General features: G+C 63.3%; 15 protein-coding genes. 3 read left to right on the forward strand and 12 right to left on the reverse strand.

From position 1 onward, the window contains the following. The first annotated feature begins 122 nt into the window (after positions 1–122). Complete coding sequence (gene dacB, locus ACODSO_RS23495; RefSeq protein ID WP_489039076.1) at positions 123–1,604, forward strand: D-alanyl-D-alanine carboxypeptidase/D-alanyl-D-alanine endopeptidase; 1,482 nt, start codon at positions 123–125, stop codon at positions 1,602–1,604. Here the strand turns inward: dacB and ACODSO_RS23500 are convergent. The 12 genes from ACODSO_RS23500 to ACODSO_RS23555 form a co-directional block, all read right to left on the reverse strand. Next, complete coding sequence (locus ACODSO_RS23500) at positions 1,579–2,361, reverse strand: enoyl-CoA hydratase/isomerase family protein (protein ID WP_489039077.1); 783 nt, start codon at positions 2,359–2,361, stop codon at positions 1,579–1,581. The two genes, dacB and ACODSO_RS23500, sit on opposite strands and share 26 nt — an antisense overlap. Continuing rightward, positions 2,358–3,119: an SDR family NAD(P)-dependent oxidoreductase gene (locus ACODSO_RS23505; RefSeq protein ID WP_489039079.1), complete on the reverse strand. Its 762-nt coding sequence runs from the start codon at positions 3,117–3,119 to the stop codon at positions 2,358–2,360. The genes ACODSO_RS23500 and ACODSO_RS23505 overlap by 4 nt, the downstream gene beginning before the upstream one ends. A gap of 54 nt (positions 3,120–3,173) precedes the next feature. After that, the gene (locus ACODSO_RS23510) at positions 3,174–4,004 is read right to left on the reverse strand and encodes an SDR family oxidoreductase (protein WP_489039080.1); all 831 of its coding nucleotides are present in this window, start codon (positions 4,002–4,004) and stop codon (positions 3,174–3,176) included. Positions 4,005–4,017: 13 nt separating this feature from the next. Further along, complete coding sequence (locus ACODSO_RS23515) at positions 4,018–5,193, reverse strand: thiolase family protein (RefSeq protein ID WP_489039081.1); 1,176 nt, start codon at positions 5,191–5,193, stop codon at positions 4,018–4,020. Between the two features lie 74 nt (positions 5,194–5,267). Next, complete coding sequence (locus ACODSO_RS23520) at positions 5,268–6,524, reverse strand: acyl-CoA dehydrogenase family protein (protein WP_489039082.1); 1,257 nt, start codon at positions 6,522–6,524, stop codon at positions 5,268–5,270. Positions 6,525–6,542: 18 nt separating this feature from the next. Then, a complete protein-coding gene (locus ACODSO_RS23525) occupies positions 6,543–7,595 on the reverse strand; it encodes a phosphotransferase family protein (protein WP_489039084.1) in 1,053 nt (350 codons plus the stop codon). 165 nt (positions 7,596–7,760) lie between these two features. Further along, on the reverse strand, positions 7,761–8,780 hold the full coding sequence (locus tag ACODSO_RS23530; RefSeq protein ID WP_489039085.1) for a 2Fe-2S iron-sulfur cluster-binding protein: 1,020 nt from the start codon (positions 8,778–8,780) through the stop codon (positions 7,761–7,763). Continuing rightward, positions 8,777–9,472 carry a TetR/AcrR family transcriptional regulator gene (locus ACODSO_RS23535; protein ID WP_489039086.1) on the reverse strand — a complete coding sequence of 232 codons (696 nt, stop codon included), beginning with the start codon at positions 9,470–9,472 and terminating at the stop codon, positions 8,777–8,779. The genes ACODSO_RS23530 and ACODSO_RS23535 overlap by 4 nt, the downstream gene beginning before the upstream one ends. Positions 9,473–9,477: 5 nt before the next feature. Beyond that, positions 9,478–10,938, reverse strand: coding sequence for a pyruvate, phosphate dikinase (locus ACODSO_RS23540; protein WP_489039087.1), 1,461 nt, complete (start codon positions 10,936–10,938; stop codon positions 9,478–9,480). Beyond that, positions 10,935–11,723, reverse strand: coding sequence for an SDR family oxidoreductase (locus ACODSO_RS23545; protein WP_489039088.1), 789 nt, complete (start codon positions 11,721–11,723; stop codon positions 10,935–10,937). The genes ACODSO_RS23540 and ACODSO_RS23545 overlap by 4 nt, the downstream gene beginning before the upstream one ends. Next, positions 11,720–13,126, reverse strand: a complete 1,407-nt coding sequence (locus ACODSO_RS23550) for an aldehyde dehydrogenase family protein (protein ID WP_489039089.1) — start codon at positions 13,124–13,126, stop codon at positions 11,720–11,722. The genes ACODSO_RS23545 and ACODSO_RS23550 overlap by 4 nt, the downstream gene beginning before the upstream one ends. Next, a complete protein-coding gene (locus ACODSO_RS23555; RefSeq protein WP_489039090.1) occupies positions 13,119–14,321 on the reverse strand; it encodes a cytochrome P450 in 1,203 nt (400 codons plus the stop codon). The genes ACODSO_RS23550 and ACODSO_RS23555 overlap by 8 nt, the downstream gene beginning before the upstream one ends. 145 nt (positions 14,322–14,466) lie before the next feature. Between ACODSO_RS23555 and ACODSO_RS23560 the strand changes: the two genes are divergently transcribed. Beyond that, positions 14,467–15,993, forward strand: coding sequence for an AMP-binding protein (locus ACODSO_RS23560; protein ID WP_489039091.1), 1,527 nt, complete (start codon positions 14,467–14,469; stop codon positions 15,991–15,993). Continuing rightward, positions 15,990–16,601, forward strand: a complete 612-nt coding sequence (locus ACODSO_RS23565; protein WP_489039092.1) for a MarR family transcriptional regulator — start codon at positions 15,990–15,992, stop codon at positions 16,599–16,601. The genes ACODSO_RS23560 and ACODSO_RS23565 overlap by 4 nt, the downstream gene beginning before the upstream one ends. Positions 16,602–16,682 lie beyond the last annotated feature (81 nt).

A 16,682-nucleotide genomic window follows, 5' to 3' on the forward strand; every position in this document is an offset into this window, starting at 1 on the left:
GTATCGTCAGATTTCCTGCCGAAAGGAAGTCGACCATGTTGCCTGTACGTTCAGTGAACCGTTGCAGAGCAGGACATTCGGCAAAATTCCGCGTCCGTTCGCGGTTGTTCGGTTCAGCCTTCATGTCCGGCGTGCTGGTACTCGCTGCGTGTGGCTCGGGCGACTCGACGACATCAGGGGAATTGCCCGACGACGCACTCGCAGTGGTGAATTCTGCACCGTTCACTCACGGAGCGTGGCACTGGAACGCCGTCGAGCTCGGCAGCGGCGACACTCTCTATGCGAGCAACGAGAACACTCTCAACTTTCTCGGCTCTACGACCAAACTATTCAGCACAGGTACGTATCTCGACGAGTTCGGCGCGGATTCGACGCTCGAAACACCGGTCTATTCCGTCGGCGCGCGCGACGGCTCCACTCTCACGGGCGACCTGGTGCTCGTCGGCGCCGGCGACTTCATCTTGGGCAGTCGGGGAGTGCTCGACGGGGACTTGCAGTACATCGATCCCGACGACCACATCTATGCCTACGCGATCCCGACCTCACAACCCGTTGAAGCCGATCCACTCGCCGGACTCGACACGCTGGCCAAGGACGTCGTCGCCAAGGGGATTACAACCATCGAAGGCGATGTGCTCGTCGATGACAGGCTGTGGGATCCGTTCGAGACCAAAGAAGGCGTCGTGACCTCGATCATGGTCAACGACAACTTGCTCGACATTCTGGTCGATCCTGGCGCGAATGCGGGCGATCCGGTCGCCATGACCACGCGCCCGCAGACCGGTTTCTACGAGGTGGTCAACGAGGCTGTGACCAGCGCGGCCGGGAGCGCATCCACGGCGACGGCCACACTCGGAGCCGGAAACCGCGTCGTGGTGAGCGGCAACGTACCCGTCGACTCCAAGCAGCTCGATTTGACCGTCTTCGCTCCCGACCCCGCGGCCTACGCCCGAGCGCTGTTTATCGAGGCGCTCCGACGCGCGGGCGTCACGATCGACACCCCACTGGACAACGCCACCGGCACGCTTCCTGCCGACACGGCGTACACCGACGCAAGCAAGGTCGCCTCGCTCGTATCTCCGCCCACCAGCATTCTCACCAAACTCGTCCTGAAGATCAGCCACAACCGGGGAGCGGAAACACTGCTCTGCCTCCTTGCGGTCAAAGCAGGATCCCGCGAATGCGAAGACGGTCTGACGACGGTGATCGACAAATTCGGACCGGCCGGCATCGACCCGGGCACGGTGGAGATCTACGACGGTGAAGGGTCCGACCCGGCTTCGGCCACCCCGTCGGCGATGGTTCGCTGGCTCACCTGGATCCACGACCAGCCGTGGGGCGACAAGCTGAAAGAAGGGCTTCCCGACATCAACCACGACGGGAAGATATTGGTCAAGAGTGGACTGAGCGCGCGTCCCGATGTCGGAGCGATGCAGTCCATGTTCGTCGCCGCCGGGCAGGCCGGGTACATGACGACGGCAAGTGGAAAGGACGTGGTTGTCGCGTTCTACGCTCTCAACGGCGTCTACCCGACCTTCGCCGATGGGTTGGCTTCCTTCCCTCCGACAGCACAGGTCCTTACCCAGATTCAGCTCGACAACTGATCGCCTGTAACCGCGACCGGGCACTGTCGGAGGAACCGACGGCTGCGATCGTTCGGGCCTCGTCCTCGAGGTGCTCTGCGTAGCTCCGTGCGAAGGACGCACGCACTAGGCGTCGGGTCTGTCCGCCTGCCGGGAACGTTGACTGTGCAAGTACTTCCGCCAGTTCGTTCGCCCGTGACTCGACATCGTCGTCGTCGACGAGATCGGAGATCAAACCCCAGTCGAGTGCTTCGGCCCCCGAGACCACGTGTGCGGCGAGAAGCATCTGGATCGCGCGACGTAATCCGACCACGCGGGGGAGCAGCGCCGAGACCCCGCAATCGGGGGACAATCCGACCGCCGAATAGGCGGCGGCGAATTTGCTCGACGGCCCAGCCACCACGAAGTCCGCAGCCAACACCAGTCCGAGCCCGGCTCCGGCAGCCGCGCCGCGTACGGCTGCAACGACAGTGATCGGTAGCGAGTCGAGCTTCACAAGAGCGCGATGCACTGTGCCGGCGAGGTCAGCCAAGAAAGCGGGAGTGTCCGGTGCCGCAGCCATTCGTTCGACGTCCCCGCCTGCACAGAAGTTCTTCCCGTCCCCAGACAGGACGAGCACGCGGGCGTCGGGTTCTGCTGCAAGAGCGTCGACGGCAGCTTCCAACGCCGAGGCAAGTTCAGGGTCGAGAGCGTTCGACGCATCGGGCCTGTTCAGATGGATTCTCGCGATTCCGTCCGCGCCGAAGTTGTACCGGATCGAGTCCACTGCTGCAGTCATCGTGGTGCCATCCTGATAGCGCCGTCGAGACGAATGACCTCCCCGTTGAGCATGGGATTCTCGACGATGTGGCGTACCAGGGCGCCGAATTCGGCGGGATCTCCGAGGCGTGACGGGTGCGGAACCTGCGCACCGAGCGACGCTTTCGCGTCCTCGGGCAGTGTTGCGAGCAACGGCGTGGCGAAGATTCCTGGAGCGATCGTGGCTACCCGAATCTGATGTCGGGCGAGTTCGCGAGCGATGGGCAGCGCCATCGAGACGATGCCACCCTTCGATGCCGCGTAGGCCGGCTGTCCGATCTGCCCGTCGAACGCCGCGACGGATGCGGTGTTCACGACGACGCCGCGCTCACCGTCCACGCTGTCGGTCGTTGCGATCCGCTCGGACGCAAGTCTGATCACGTTGAACGTTCCGAACAGGTTGATGCGGACGATTCGCTCGAAGTCCTCCATCGGCAGCGGGCCGTTCTTGCCGAGCACCTTTCCGGGAGGGCCGACACCCGCACAGTTCACGACGACGCGCAGCGGCCCGCGCTCGGCCAGGGCGTCGAGTGCACCGGTGACGTCTTCGGTGGATGTGACGTCTCCGGGTAGGAACGTCACCGACCCCGAGTGTTCATCTTGGACGGATGGTCCGGGGGAACTCGGCAGATCCAGGATTCCGACGTGTGCTCCTGCATCGATCAAAGCCTGCGTCGTTGCGAGGCCCAGGCCGGATGCTCCGCCGGTGACCAGTGCGACGATAGTGTCGATCTTCATGTTCCTGCTTCCTGTCGTTGATGCCGGTTGCCGAGAACGGCAGTAATACGTGAATCAGCGTGGGTCGACGAAAATGTCGTAGTCGAGTGGTTCGGTTCCGCCGTAGGGAGTGAGGTCGGTGATTCCGGCTTCGGTGAGGACGTCGACGTCGATCAGGGCGCGGCCGGTGCGATAGCCCGGTGTGTGCGAGAGCACGGCAGCTGCCGCGTCGGCCATGACCTGGGGGCTGCGCGCATGTGCGGTCGCTTCTTCGCCGCCGAGGAGGTTCTTGACTGCGGCGGTGGCGATGGTGGTTTCGGGCCACAGGCAGTTGCTGGCGATGCCTGCGTCTTTGAATTCTGCGGCGAATCCCAACGCGAGCAGTGTCATTCCGTATTTTCCGAGTGTGTATCCGGGGTGTTTTCCGAGCCAGTTCTCGGACATGTTCAGTGGTGGCGACAGCGTCAGGATGTGACCTGACGCGGATTTCTTCAGGTGCGGCAGGCACGCTTGGGTGAGTGCGAAGGTGCCACGGACGTTGACCTGCTGGATGAGGTCGAACCGCTTGAGCGGTAGGTCTTCGGTGCCGGAGAGGTTGAGGACGCTTGCATTGTTGATGCAAATGTCGATGCCGCCGAAGGTCTCGGCTGCTGTGCGTGCGGCACGTGCAACATCCTCGTCGTTGCGGACGTCGCCGACGACACCGACGGCCTGACCGCCTGCAGCTTCGATCTCGGCGACCGCAGTGTGAATAGTGCCGGGTAGTCGAGGGTCGGGGTTGTCGGTCTTCGCCAACAGCACCAGGTTCGCGCCTCCACGTGCCAGTTCGGTTGCGATCGCGAGACCGATGCCGCGGCTGCCGCCTGACATGACTGCGGTGATTCCGTCGAATCGGGTGTTGCTCATGGTGGTTCCTTCGTCAGAGTCGTTCGATGATAGTGGCGTTGGCCATGCCGCCGCCCTCGCACATGGTTTGCAGTCCGTAGCGGCCTCCGGTGGCTTCGAGGTAGGTGAGCATCGATGCCAGCAGTCGCCCGCCCGAGGCGCCCAGGGGGTGGCCGAGCGCGATCGCGCCGCCCGCTGGGTTCAGCTTGTCGGGGTCGGTGTCGAAGTGGCTCTGCCACATCAGCGGTACCGGTGCGAAGGCTTCGTTGACCTCGTAGGTATCGATGTCCTCGAGTCGCAGTCCGGAGCGTGCGAGGATCTTCTCGGTCGCCGGGATCGGGCCGGTCAGCATAAGGAGCGGATCGCTGCCGGCGACGGCGAAGCTGTGGAAGCGGGCGCGGGGGGTCAGTCCGAGTGCCGCTGCGGTGTGTTCGCTCATGATCAGTGCTGCTGAGGCGCCATCGGTCAGCGGCGAGGAGTTGCCGGCGGTGATGGACCAGTCGATCTCCGGGAACCGGGCAGAGATGGCGTGGGACTGGAATACGGGTATGAGGGCGGCGAGGGAGTCGTGGGTGGTTGCTGGGCGTACGGTCTCGTCCACGCTGACCAGGCCGGTGGCTGTGTGGACCGCCGCGATTTGATCGAACTGCAGGCGTTCGGCGGCAGCTGCGGCGAGCCGGTGCGAACGCGCTGCGTAGGCGTCGAGTTGTTCACGATCGAACTTCCAGCGAGCTGCGATGAGTTCTGCGCCGATTCCCTGGGATACGAGGCCGTCGGGGTAGCGGGCAGCGAGGGGTCCGATGGAGGGGTCCTTGTCACCGACGTTGGAGAACATCGGGGCGCGGGACATCGATTCGACACCGCATGCAATCGCGATGTCGTACATCCCTGAGGCGATTCCTTGTGCGGCGAAGGCGGCGGCCTGCTGGCTCGATCCGCATTGGCGATCGATTGTCGTTGCGGGTACGGAGTCGGGGAACCCCGCTGCCAGTACTGCGGTGCGTCCGATGTTGACGGCTTGTTCACCGGATTGGGTGACGCAGCCGGTGATGGCGTCGTCGATCCGTGCTGGATCCAGGTCGTGTTTGTCGACGAGTGTGCGGAGCAAGTCCGCGAGCAGTGTCGCGGGGTGGATTTCGGAGAGAGCGCCGCCTGGCTTGCCCTTGCCCGAGGGTGTTCGGATGACGTCGATGATGACTGCGGTACTCACAACATGCTCCTTGTTCGTTCGATTCTTCGCTTGGCACCGGCATTGTGAGAACTAGCCGGAACTACTCGAAGTGGTTACTGCGATTGCTTCTCGAGTTCGGCTTTGGCGATGGTGCGCAGGTGGACTTCGTCGGGTCCGTCGAAGATGCGCATGGCGCGGTGCCAGCCGTACATCGCGGCGAGGGGTACATCGTCGCTCATTCCGGCGCCGCCGTGTACTTGGATGGCGCGGTCGATGACGTCGAGTGCAACGCGCGGTACCGATACTTTCGCTGCTGACACGTAGGGTGCGGCTGCCTTGTTGCCGTGTTCGTCGGTGATTTTCGAGGCGTACTGGCAGAGCAACCGTGCTTGGTCGATGGCGATGCGTGACTCCGCGATCTGGGCTTTGATCACGCCTTGTTCGACGAGTGCCGAACCGAATGCCACTCGAGACTGCGCACGCGAGACCATCAGTGCGAGTGCGCGTTCGGCAGCGCCGAGGGCTCGCATGCAGTGATGGATGCGGCCCGGGCCCAGGCGGGCCTGGGCGATGGCGAAGCCTGCGCCTTCTTCGCCGAGGATGTTGCTCACCGGGACGCGGACGTTGTCGTAGACGACTTCGCAGTGGCCGTGTTGATCGTATCGGCCGAAGACTGGAACGTCGCGGACGATGGTGACCCCGGGGGTATCGATCGGTACCAGCACCATCGATTGCTGTCGGTGGGTCACGGCGTCGGGATCGGTTTTGCCCATGACGATCAGGAGGGTGCAGCGCGGATCGGATGCGCCACTGGTCCACCATTTGCGGCCGTTGATTACGTAGTCGTCGCCCTCACGGTGGATGCGGGTTTGGATGTTGGTGGCATCGGAGCTGGCGACGTCGAGTTCGGTCATCGAGAACGCCGAGCGGATCTGGCCGTCTTTCAACGGCTCGAGCCAGCGGGTCTGTTGTTCCAGCGTTCCGAACAGGTGCAGCAGTTCCATGTTGCCGGTGTCGGGGGCTTGCCCGTTGGTTGCTTCGGGTGCCAGATGCAAACTCCATCCAGTGATTTCGGCGAGGCCGGCGTAGTCGAGTTGGCTGATTCCAGAGTAGGCGGGGAGGAACAGATTCCACAGCCCGCGCGCTCGTGCTTCGTTCTTGAGCGCCTCGACTACGGGGGGTAGCGTGCTGTCGCCTGGACCCGCTGCTGCGCGGTAGCTTTCGTACTCGTGTTCGGCGGGGAAGACGTGGGAATGCATGAAGTCGACGAGCGTGGCGCGTAGTTCGAGCGCTTTCGCCGAGGGTCTGAGGTCGAGCGAAGCTACGTCGACGACGGCAGGCATGGCCGATGTGTTCAGGGCGTGTGTCATAGGTTTCTTCCTGGTGTATCAGCCGGTGAGGCCGGGCACGTGCGATGCGGAGGCGCGTTCGAGAGCGCGACCGAGGAGTGGTCCGACCATGTCGCCGACGTCGGCGAAGTCCTCGCCCTGGGTGTGTCCCTGTGCGTGTCGTGCGTGGATGCCCTCGAGAATCACCGCTATTTTGAAATCGGCGAAGACGAGGTACCAGTCGATGTTCGGTACGTCGATGCTGCGGGTGGTCAGATAGCGCTGTACCAGCTCGTCGCGGGTCGGGAATCCGGGCAGCGCGGTGGCGCCGGCGGTGATGGGGTTGAAGAACTCGTCCTCGTGATCCCAGAAGGAGCACAGGATGCCGAGGTCGGTGACGGTGTCGCCGAGGGTCGACATCTCCCAGTCGAGTACGCCCAGGATGCAGGTGGGATCGGAGGTGTCGACCATCATGTTGTCGATCTTGAAGTCTCCGTGCACGATTCCCGGATAGCTTCGTGTCGGTAGGGATGCAGTGAGACGGCTGTGCAGCTCGGCCACTTCGGGCCGCTCGCTGGTGGCCGATGCGTCCCACTGGCGCTGCCAGCGGTGGAGCTGGCGAGTGAGGAAGCCGTCAGGGTTGCCCCACTCGCTCAGACCGACTCCTGCCGGATCGATGGAATGCAGATCGGCGAGGGTTGTCATCATCGAGTCGGCGAGACCTGCGCGTTGGGTTCGGGTGAGCTGGGCAGTGTCGTGTTGGGTGCGCAAGGTGGTTCCGTGAAGTTTGTCCATGACGTAGAACGGTGCGCCGATGACGTTCAGGTCCTGACACAGTCCGACGGTTCGGGGGACCGGTACCGACGTCCCGGCGAGTGATGACAATGCGCGGTACTCGCGGCCCATGTCGTGGGCGGTAGGTAGAACGTGTCCGCGGGGTGGGCGTCGTAGGATCCAGAAGTTCGAACCGTCGGTGAGCTCGTAGGTCGGGTTCGAGCGTCCACCTGCGATGAGTCGAGCTGTCAATGCGCCTACGGCACAGGTGGTCTCGACTGTTTCGAGCCATTCGCGCACACGCACGCAATCGAGTCCATCCACTGTGGTGGCATTCATACTTCACATCCTTTGCTTCGATGTCGCAGATGGCGGACCGTCGCCATTTCGGCGGTTCACACGTGTGGTCGCACGCAGAAACAGTCGGCGTCAGCGCATCCGCGCTAAAGTGGCGACACGGTGTCCGACTTCGTCGAGACACTTCGGATTTGGACCGGTCCGGAGTCAGAACTCGACTTCGAGGTGATCGCTGGTCGGCGTAGCTTGACACGCCAGAATGTATCCATCTTCTACATCCTCGGCAGAGAGTGCGGTGAAGATGCCGGGGTCGACAGTGCCCGATCGTAACGTGCATGCGCACGAGCCACATTCGCCCTCACGGCAGGAATACGGCGCATCGATCCCCGCGGAGAGCAGTGCATCGATCAGCGTGGATTCGGCCGGCCAGTCCACCGAATGTACTTCGCCGTCCAATTCGACCGACACCGTCGACGACTTACTGGACGTCGACGATTCGAGACACAAGACGAACGGGTCACCGGTCAACGACACGAATTGTTCTATGTGTACATGTTTGCTCGGGAAATTCAGTTGGTGCAAGGTCGATTCCACCGCAGACATGAACGGTCCGGGTCCGCAGATGTACGCGTGGCGGTCGGTGAAGCCCGACGCGTAGTCCCGCAACTGCTCTGCAGAGGGGATGCCGCGATCGGACTCGAGCCAATGTTCGATGCTGAAACGACCACTGTGGCGGGCCTGGAGGTTCGACAGTTCCCCGTCGAATATGACGGATTCTCGATCCCGGTTCGCGTAGAACAGTGCCACGTCGACATTCAAGGAAGCCAGCGCCGACTTCAGGATCGAGATGACGGGAGTGATGCCGCTGCCGCCCGCGAACAGTACGAGATCGTGGTCGATGGTTGCCGCCGTGAACGTGCCGGTCGGCGGCAGGACCCGGAGCGTGAGTCCGGGCTTGGCGTTGTCGCACAGCCAGTTCGATGCATATCCCTCTCGCGTGCGCTTGACGGTGACTTTCGGCTTCGCCTCCGTGGCGGGTGAGCTCGCAAGCGAGTAGCAGCGAGCGACGTACTCGGTCTGCTCGCTCGGTATCCGCAAGGTGAGGAATTGTCCGGGCGTGTAGGTGAAGTCCGTGTCGAACACGATCGAGATGGCGTCGGCGGTCTCCTGCACGACGTCGTGAATCTCGACTTCCACGCCCAGGAGCCGCGGTTCGACGACAGTCATTCCGCACCTGCCTTCAGCGGAAGAGATCGATGCCATACCTCGCCGAGTATCTTCCCGAGTTCGTCGATCCGCTCACGCTTCGGTGTACTGGTGGGAAGTCCGATGTGGACGTAGGCCAACTGCTCGGTCATGCAGCCGAGTGTCTCGGCGAGCAGTTCGAAATTCTGGTTCTCGACGACACCAGCTTCTGCCAGCCTCTCGAGCCACCGCCTCGTTCGTGCGACATAGTCCGACCGCAGGTTCAGCCACAGCTGCTGGAATCCCTCGTTCGCACTCGCTGCACCGGCTTCACGCAGCAATCGCAGCATGTGTCGGTGGCGCGCATAGGTCTGCAAGTAGGTCGTGTTGACCTCGATGAGCGAGGCAAGCTCGCCATGTGCGCGGTCGGGTCGGCCCCGCGAGTTCGACAGTTCTTCCAAAGCCGGTCGTAGGGCCGCGAGGAACACGTCGTCCAGTCCGGTGAAGTGACGGTAGAAGTTGCCTTGCGCAGTGTCGGCTCGGTGGGTGATGTCGGAAATCCGAGTCCGGGTGTACCCGTATTCGGTGAAGCACTCGGTCGCGGCTGCGATGATCTTGTCGCGTGTCTGCTCACCTCGGCGGTTCGCTCGCTTCGGAAGCGCGGTGTTGTTCTCGACCAGGCCGGCGCGCGTGAACTCGGCATCGATGCCCGTGGTATCCACATTCTCGGTCATGTCGGTCAGGCGCTTTCGAACCGGCGGCGGGCCACCGACGCCAGATGGTGGTTGGCAGGGAGCGGATCCGGCAGCCACGTCAACAGCTCCGTCAGGGCCGCGTGCGTCTGAGTGCCTGCTTCGAGTACGTTCCCCTCGTAGATCTTCCCGGACGCACCGTCGACGGTGATCGTCCGACCCTGCAATGCCGCAACGGTTCCCGGTCCACAGCCGACGACGCACGGCAGTCCGATCTCGCGGCAGACGAGCGCTGCGTGAGATGTCGAGCCGCCGACTTCGGTGACGACAGCAACGGATTCGAACATTGCCGGTACGTCGTCGGGAGCGGTCGAGGGACGAACCAACACGACCGATACGCCTTCGGCGGCAAGGTTCTGGGCTTCCTCGGTGTCGGTGACCGCTACACCCGTTGCCGTGCCCGGGCTCGCACCGTTTCCCTGTGCAACCACGGGTGCTCCCGCTGCGATCCCATCGTTGTCTTCGAGTGACCGAACATGGTCGGTCGTGATCCTTGCCAGTGCTTCGGGTCGAGATATCACGCCGGCGTGGACCAGATCGACCGCGACCTGAACTGCTGCGGCAGCAGATCGTTTGCCCTTGCGGCACTGTAGAACGTAGAGGACGTCACCTTCGATGGTGAACTCGATGTCGACGAGGTCGCGGTGATCCTTCTCCAGCACAGAAGCAATCCGCTCGAGCTCGGCGAAGTGGTGCGGCATCGCCTCGCGCAGATAGCTCAGTGGTGACGGTGTCCGTTCACCGGACACCACGTCTTCACCTTGCGCTTGCGCGAGCCACTCGCCGAACAGGACATTTTCGCCCGAGCTCGGGTTGCGGCTGAACAACACACCGGTACCGGAGCGTTCGTCGCGGTTGCCGAACACCATGGCCTGAATGGTCACTGCGGTTCCCGTGCCTGAACCGAGTCCATGGCGAGTGCGGTATGCCGCGACCCGCTCGTTGTTCCACGAGTCGAAGACCGCACCGATTGCGCTACGCAATTGTTCGTACGGGTCGGCGGGAACCGGGCCGACGATGGAGGTGTAGCTCTCACGGAACCGGGTCCACGTGTTCTGCGCCCAGGCTTCGTCTCCGGTGGCAGCGCCGAGTTCGTCGCGGAGCGACTCCGTGAGACCGAGATTGAGAACGGTGTCCATCATCCCCGGCATGCTCTGCGCCGCACCGGACCGCACGGACACGAGTAGCGGGAACGGCCCGACGCCGAACTTGCGGTCAGTTTCGTGTTCGAGGCGCGAGAGGTGCTCGAGCACCTCGGTCCACAGATCGTCGGTCAAGGAGCCGTTGTTCTCGTGATACTGCGCGCACAGAGGAGTTGTCAGCGCGAATGCCGGCGGCACACGGAGACCCAGGGCACGCATCTTGTTGACGCTGTAAGCCTTTCCGCCGAGTAGCTCGCGGCTTCCGGGTTCGGTGCCGTTCAGGTCGACTATCGTCGGAAGGCTCATGGAACGAGTCCTTTCTCGAGGTGAAGGGGATTCGGGATCAGCGCGGCTCGGGTGGCGAACAGTCCACCTTCGACGGGGACGTCGATGCCGTTGGTCCAGGAGGCGGCGGGGGAGAGGAAGAACTCGATGACCGCAGCGATTTCGTCGGCGGTTCCGTGCCTTCCAACTGCAGCGGCCGATCTGTCGATCGACGCGGCGCCCATGCTTGTAGTGAAGTCGGTCAGAATCGGTGTTTCCGTCGGGCCGGGACTGACGGAAACGACGCCGATACCCCGTGGGATCAGGAATGCAGCCAACGACGATGTCCATTCGAGCACAGCTCGTTTGGAACTGTCGTAGGCAGCGGGTCCGCCGAGGGGGTGTGCGGCGAGCCACGCATCGAGATCAGCACGATCGGCTACTTCGAGCAGGCTCGCAATATCCGGCAGTTCGAGCGTATTCCGGTGTGCGGCCACGGACGCGACGTTGACGATACGGCCGCCTCGGGGCATGGCGTCGAGGCATCGTGTAGTCAGAAGCCTCATGCCGAGTGTGTTGACCGCAAGCACGAGTTCCGGGGGCGCAGTTCCAGGTACACCTGCGACGTTGGCGAGCATGTCGATCTGTGGTGGAAGTTCGAGTGAAGCGATCTGCTCGGGGTCGGCCAGATCGCACAGGACAGTGGTCGCCTGGGGCTCGGGGCATTGGTTGCGGTCCACGGCCCAGACTTCGATCCCCATCTGCAGGGCTCTGCGGACCAGAGCCAATCCGATGCCGGACGCCGCACCCGTGACGACGAGCGTCATGCCATCACCGCCGTCACGTCGGTGAATTCGCCCAACCCAAGGGCGCCGAGTTCGCGTCCGTAGCCGGATTGTTTGACGCCGCCGAACGGAACCGATGGGCGTTCCCTGGTGCGGATGCCGTTCACTTTCACCTGCCCCACATGTAGTTTCGAGGCAACCACCTTCGCTGCGTCTCGTTCACCGGACCATACCTCCGCCGACAGGCCGAAGTCGCTGTCGTTGGCGATGCGCACTGCGTCGTCGATGTCCCGGTAGGTCTGAAGTACGACGACGGGGCCGAAGATCTCTTCGCGTACAGCGCGCGCGGTCGAGGGCAGATCGGCGACGACGGTCGGAGCCATGAAGCATCCGCTCTCCGGTTTGCCGGTACCGACGACCAAGCGTCCGCCATCGGCGAGCGCTGATTGCGCGTAGTCGACGACGCGGTCGAGTTGCCGCTTCGATGCCAACGGACCATGCGTCGTTGCGGGGTCGGAAGGATCGCCGAGAACGAGCGTGGCGGCGACGGCGGCGATTCGTTGTTCGATCTCGCCCGCCGACTGCACGGGTATCACCATGCGCGTCGGTGCATTGCACGCCTGGCCCGAGTTGACGAGAGCACTGCCAAGGGCGCCTGCGATGGCAGCGTCGAGGTCGGCGTCGGGCAGGATCACTGCGGGTGATTTTCCCCCGAGTTCCAGCGTCGTGCGCGCGAGTGTGCCGGCTGCGAGTGCGGCGACGGTGCGTCCTGCGCCGACACTTCCGGTGAACGACACGTGCGCGATCCCGGGGTGGGCGGCCAAGGCGGATCCGGTGATTTCGCCCGTTCCCTGGACCACGTTGAACGCACCTCGGGGGAGTCCGGCGTCGAGGAAGATCTGAGCAATGGCCACGGCGTCGAACGGGGTGGCCTCGGATGGCTTGAGTACGACGGTGCAGCCGGCTCCCAGTGCCGCTGAAACTTTTGCGACGATCTGGTGCACCGGCATGTTCCACGGTGTGATGGCAGCGACGACTCCGCTGGCGCGGCGCTGCAGTTGCGCTCCGTCGATGTCCTCGATCCAGGGGAACGATCGCGCGGTGCCGGCTGCAGCCCGCAGTACCGACGCGGGAAGCTGCGACTGCGTCACCGTGGCGAGCGAGATGGGCATGCCCATCTCGCGGGTAACGGTCGATGCGACGTCAGCAGATCGTTGGTCGAGCAGGTCAGCGGCGCGTTCGAGGACTACGGCGCGTTCGTCCACTGGGGTGCGCGACCATTCCTCGAACGTTCGGGATGCGGCACGGACGGCGAGATCGACTGTCTGTGTGCCGCATTCGTGCGTGGATCCAATGGACTCCCCGGTGAACGGATCGATGACCGTGATGCTCTCGCCGACCTGTGACGGGCTCCCGTCTATGAGGGATGCTGCCTGCTCAGCCATCGATGCGGGTCACTTCCACCGGGAGGGTCTTGATACCTCGGAAGAAATTGCTTCGAAGTCGGCTCACGTCACCGGTGACCTCCATGCGTAGTCCGCGTTCGACGATTCGTGTGAAGAACAGTTTCGCCTCGAGCCGAGCGAGGTTGGCCCCGAGGCACGCGTGTGCGCCCCAACCGAATCCGAGGTGCTCGTTGGGGAATCGGTCTCCGCGGAATTGCTGTGGATGCTCGAACACTCGGTCGTCACGATTTGCAGAACAGAACCACATGACGACCTTGTCGCCTTTGCAGATCGTCTTACCGTGCATCTCGATATCGCGAGTGGCGGTCCGCCGCATGGAAAGGACAGGCGAGGTCATCCGCACCATTTCTTCGACGACAATTCGAATCTTGGCTGGATTCTCGCGCATGTACTGCCACCACTGCGGATTCTCGTGCAGCAACTGGACCCCGCCGGAAAGCAGATTGCGGGTAGTTTCGTTGCCGGCCACCATGAGGATCAGGTAATAGGCGTCGAGATAGCCGCGCGCGAGGGGCTGTCCGTCGAGTGCGGCAGCAGTCAAGACGCTGATCAAATCGTCGGCCGGACACTTCCTGCGCAGTTCCTCGAGTTCACGGAAGTAGCCGAATACCTCGTCGCGGGCTTTCACCGCGGTCTCCGGTCCTTCGGAGTAGTCGGGATCCTCGCTGGCCATCTGATTGGTCCACCTCAGCAGATTCGGGCAGTCCTCGAGCGGAGCACCGAGAAGGCGCCCGATCATCACCAGCGGAAGTTGGGAGGTGATGGACGCGACCAGGTCGACGGTTCCCGCATCGATTGCGTCGTCGAGCAGTGAATCGATCACCGCCGCGATATCCTTCTCGAGAGACTTGATTTTCACCGGGCGCACATGCGGGGTGACGACGCCGCGGAGAGGGCCGTGCTCGGGTGGATCGACATGGTGGATGCTGCGTGCGCCTTCACCCTCTGCGCGTCTGCTGGCGATCTGGGTTCCCTCGGTGACCGAGAAGTCCTCGAATGTGGACGCAACCGTCTTGACGTCCTCGTAGCGGGTGACCGACCAGAATCCAGGACCGTTTGCCTCCTCGTTCCAGTGCAGCGGATCTGCGTCGCGAAGGTGGGAAAAGATCTCGTGGTCGGACCCGTCCGCGAACGGACGAAGGTCCATCAGGTCGACGTCCTCGGTGATCGTCATCGTGTCCTCCCGTACAATTCTGGTTTGCGACTCGGGTTTCACTAAACCATACTTTCTCGGTGGTGTGAACCACATCTTGTGTAAAAATGTGACGTGCGGTTAGCTGTATTCGTTAGTGACCGACTATTCGCAAACGAGGTTTCTGGTGTACCCACCGAGCATTGCCCGAGATCGACCCGATGCTCTGGCCTACGTGATGGCGGCGTCGGGTGAGACGCTGACGTACGGCGAGCTGGACGCGCGGTCGAACCAGCTCGCCCACCGATGGCGCGAACACGGCGTGAGCTATGGCGAGACCGTCGTGATCGCGATGGAGAACAACATCGACTGGCCTGTTGTCGTCGCAGCGGGCATGCGGACCGGCCTCTACGTCACTCCGGTCAATTGGCATCTCCAGTCCGCGGAGCTCTCCGCGCTGATCGCGGAATCCAGGCCCGCAGTGGTCGTGACGAGCTCCGCGTTGGCCGCTACGGTGGCGGACGCGCTCGATTCCGTCGGGCATCGAGCTCTCCTGCAGTGCGTGGACCGCGGCGTCGAGGGCTTCGACTATCTTGGTGGAGCGTTGGCGGGGCGGCCGACCACCCCGGTGTCGGACGAGCAACTCGGTGCTCGGGTGTTGTTCAGCGGCGGAACCACTGGTCGTCCCAAGGCATTCCGGCAGGCATTGCTCGGCGTGCATCCCGAGGACGCACCGCCGCGTCACGCAGGCCTCGTCGACAAGCTCGAAATCGATGCCGCCACCGTGCTGCTCTCGCCTGCCCCGAATTATCACGCAGCGCCCTTCACCTTCCAGCTCATCACGCTCGCCGCAGGCGGGACCATCGTGTGCATGGAGAAGTTCGACGCGGAAGCAGCGCTGGCGTCCATCGAGAAGTACCGGGTGACGCATTCGCAGTGGGTGCCGACGATGCTGGTGCGGTTGCTGAACGTCTCAGACCGTGAGCGCTTCCGCATGCCGTCACATCGGGTGGCCTTCACCTCAGGGGCGCCGTGCGCTGTCGACATCAAGACCGAGATCGACCGATGGTGGGGGCCGATCCTGCACGAGTACTACGGAGCTTCGGAAGGCTATGGGCACACCTACATCGCCCCCGAAGACGCGCGAACGCATCCAGGTTCCGTGGGCCGCCCACTGGGGGCGACGACAGTGCACATCACCGATGGCGAAGGCGTCGAGCTGCACGCGCACCAGGTTGGAACTGTGTGGTTCGAACCGAAAGCGGCCCAAAGTTACTCCAACACCACCGATGCGGCCGACGCCCGCGGCTGGAAGCAGATGGGCGACCTCGGATATCTCGACGAGGACGGGTTCCTCTACCTCGTCGGACGAGCGGGGTTCATGATCATCTCGGGCGGAGTCAACATCTATCCGGACGAAATCGAAGCTGTTCTCGTCTCACACCCCTACGTGCTCGACGCTGCCGTGATCGGTGTTCCCGACGCCGAGTTCGGCGAACGGGTCAAGGCCGTCGTCGAACTGCGGGACACAGTCGAACTGGGGGACACCTCCGTACTGGAAGCCGATCTGGTCCAGTTCTGCCGTGACCGCCTGGCGCACTTCAAAGCTCCGCGCATCGTCGAGTTCACCACTCGGCTGCCGCGGCTGCCCACCGGCAAATTGAACAAGCGCGCTCTTGCGGCCGAATTCGCACACACAGGAGGACAGTCATGACAACCACTGCGCAAGAATCATTTTCGATTCTGCATTCGATCCGGATCAAAGGTCTGGCGACCGATCCGGTGCTGGCAGCCATGGTCGGTCTCACGCCGGAGGTTTTGTCCGCTCGGCTCGAGCCACTCGTTGCGGACCACCTCGTCGTGCGGAGGGAGGGGCGGATGAGTGGGACGATGCTGACGCCCGTCGGTAAGGAGACGCATGTCGAGATGCTCGCCGCGGTGCAGCCGGGACCGGCCGTCGGCGAGTTCTACGATGCCTTCCTCCCACTGAACAGACGTTTCAAGAAGATCTGCAACGGCTGGCAGATGCGGGACGAAACGACGCCGAACGACCACACCGACGAGGCCTACGACGCCGAAGTGATCGAGGATCTAGCGGTCGTGCACGGTGAGATCGTCGAAGCGCTGACACCTTTGGGCGCCGAGGACTCACGGATGGCGCTGTACGGGCCTCGGCTGACGGCGGCGTTGGAGCGGATCAGGGGCGGCGACCGGGGCGCGTTCGCCAGGCCGATGTACGACAGCTACCACGACATCTGGATGGAATTGCACCAGGATTTGCTCATGGTCTCGGGTCGTGAGCGCGGGGAGCACGACGAGTAGGAGTGGCTTCGCCGCCAGTGGCGCCGGAGCGGCTCCGCCCCCGGGGGGGGGGGGGGGGGGGGGGGGGGGGGGGGGGGGGGG

It is taken from the genome of Rhodococcus sp. FG69 (assembly GCF_057808915.1).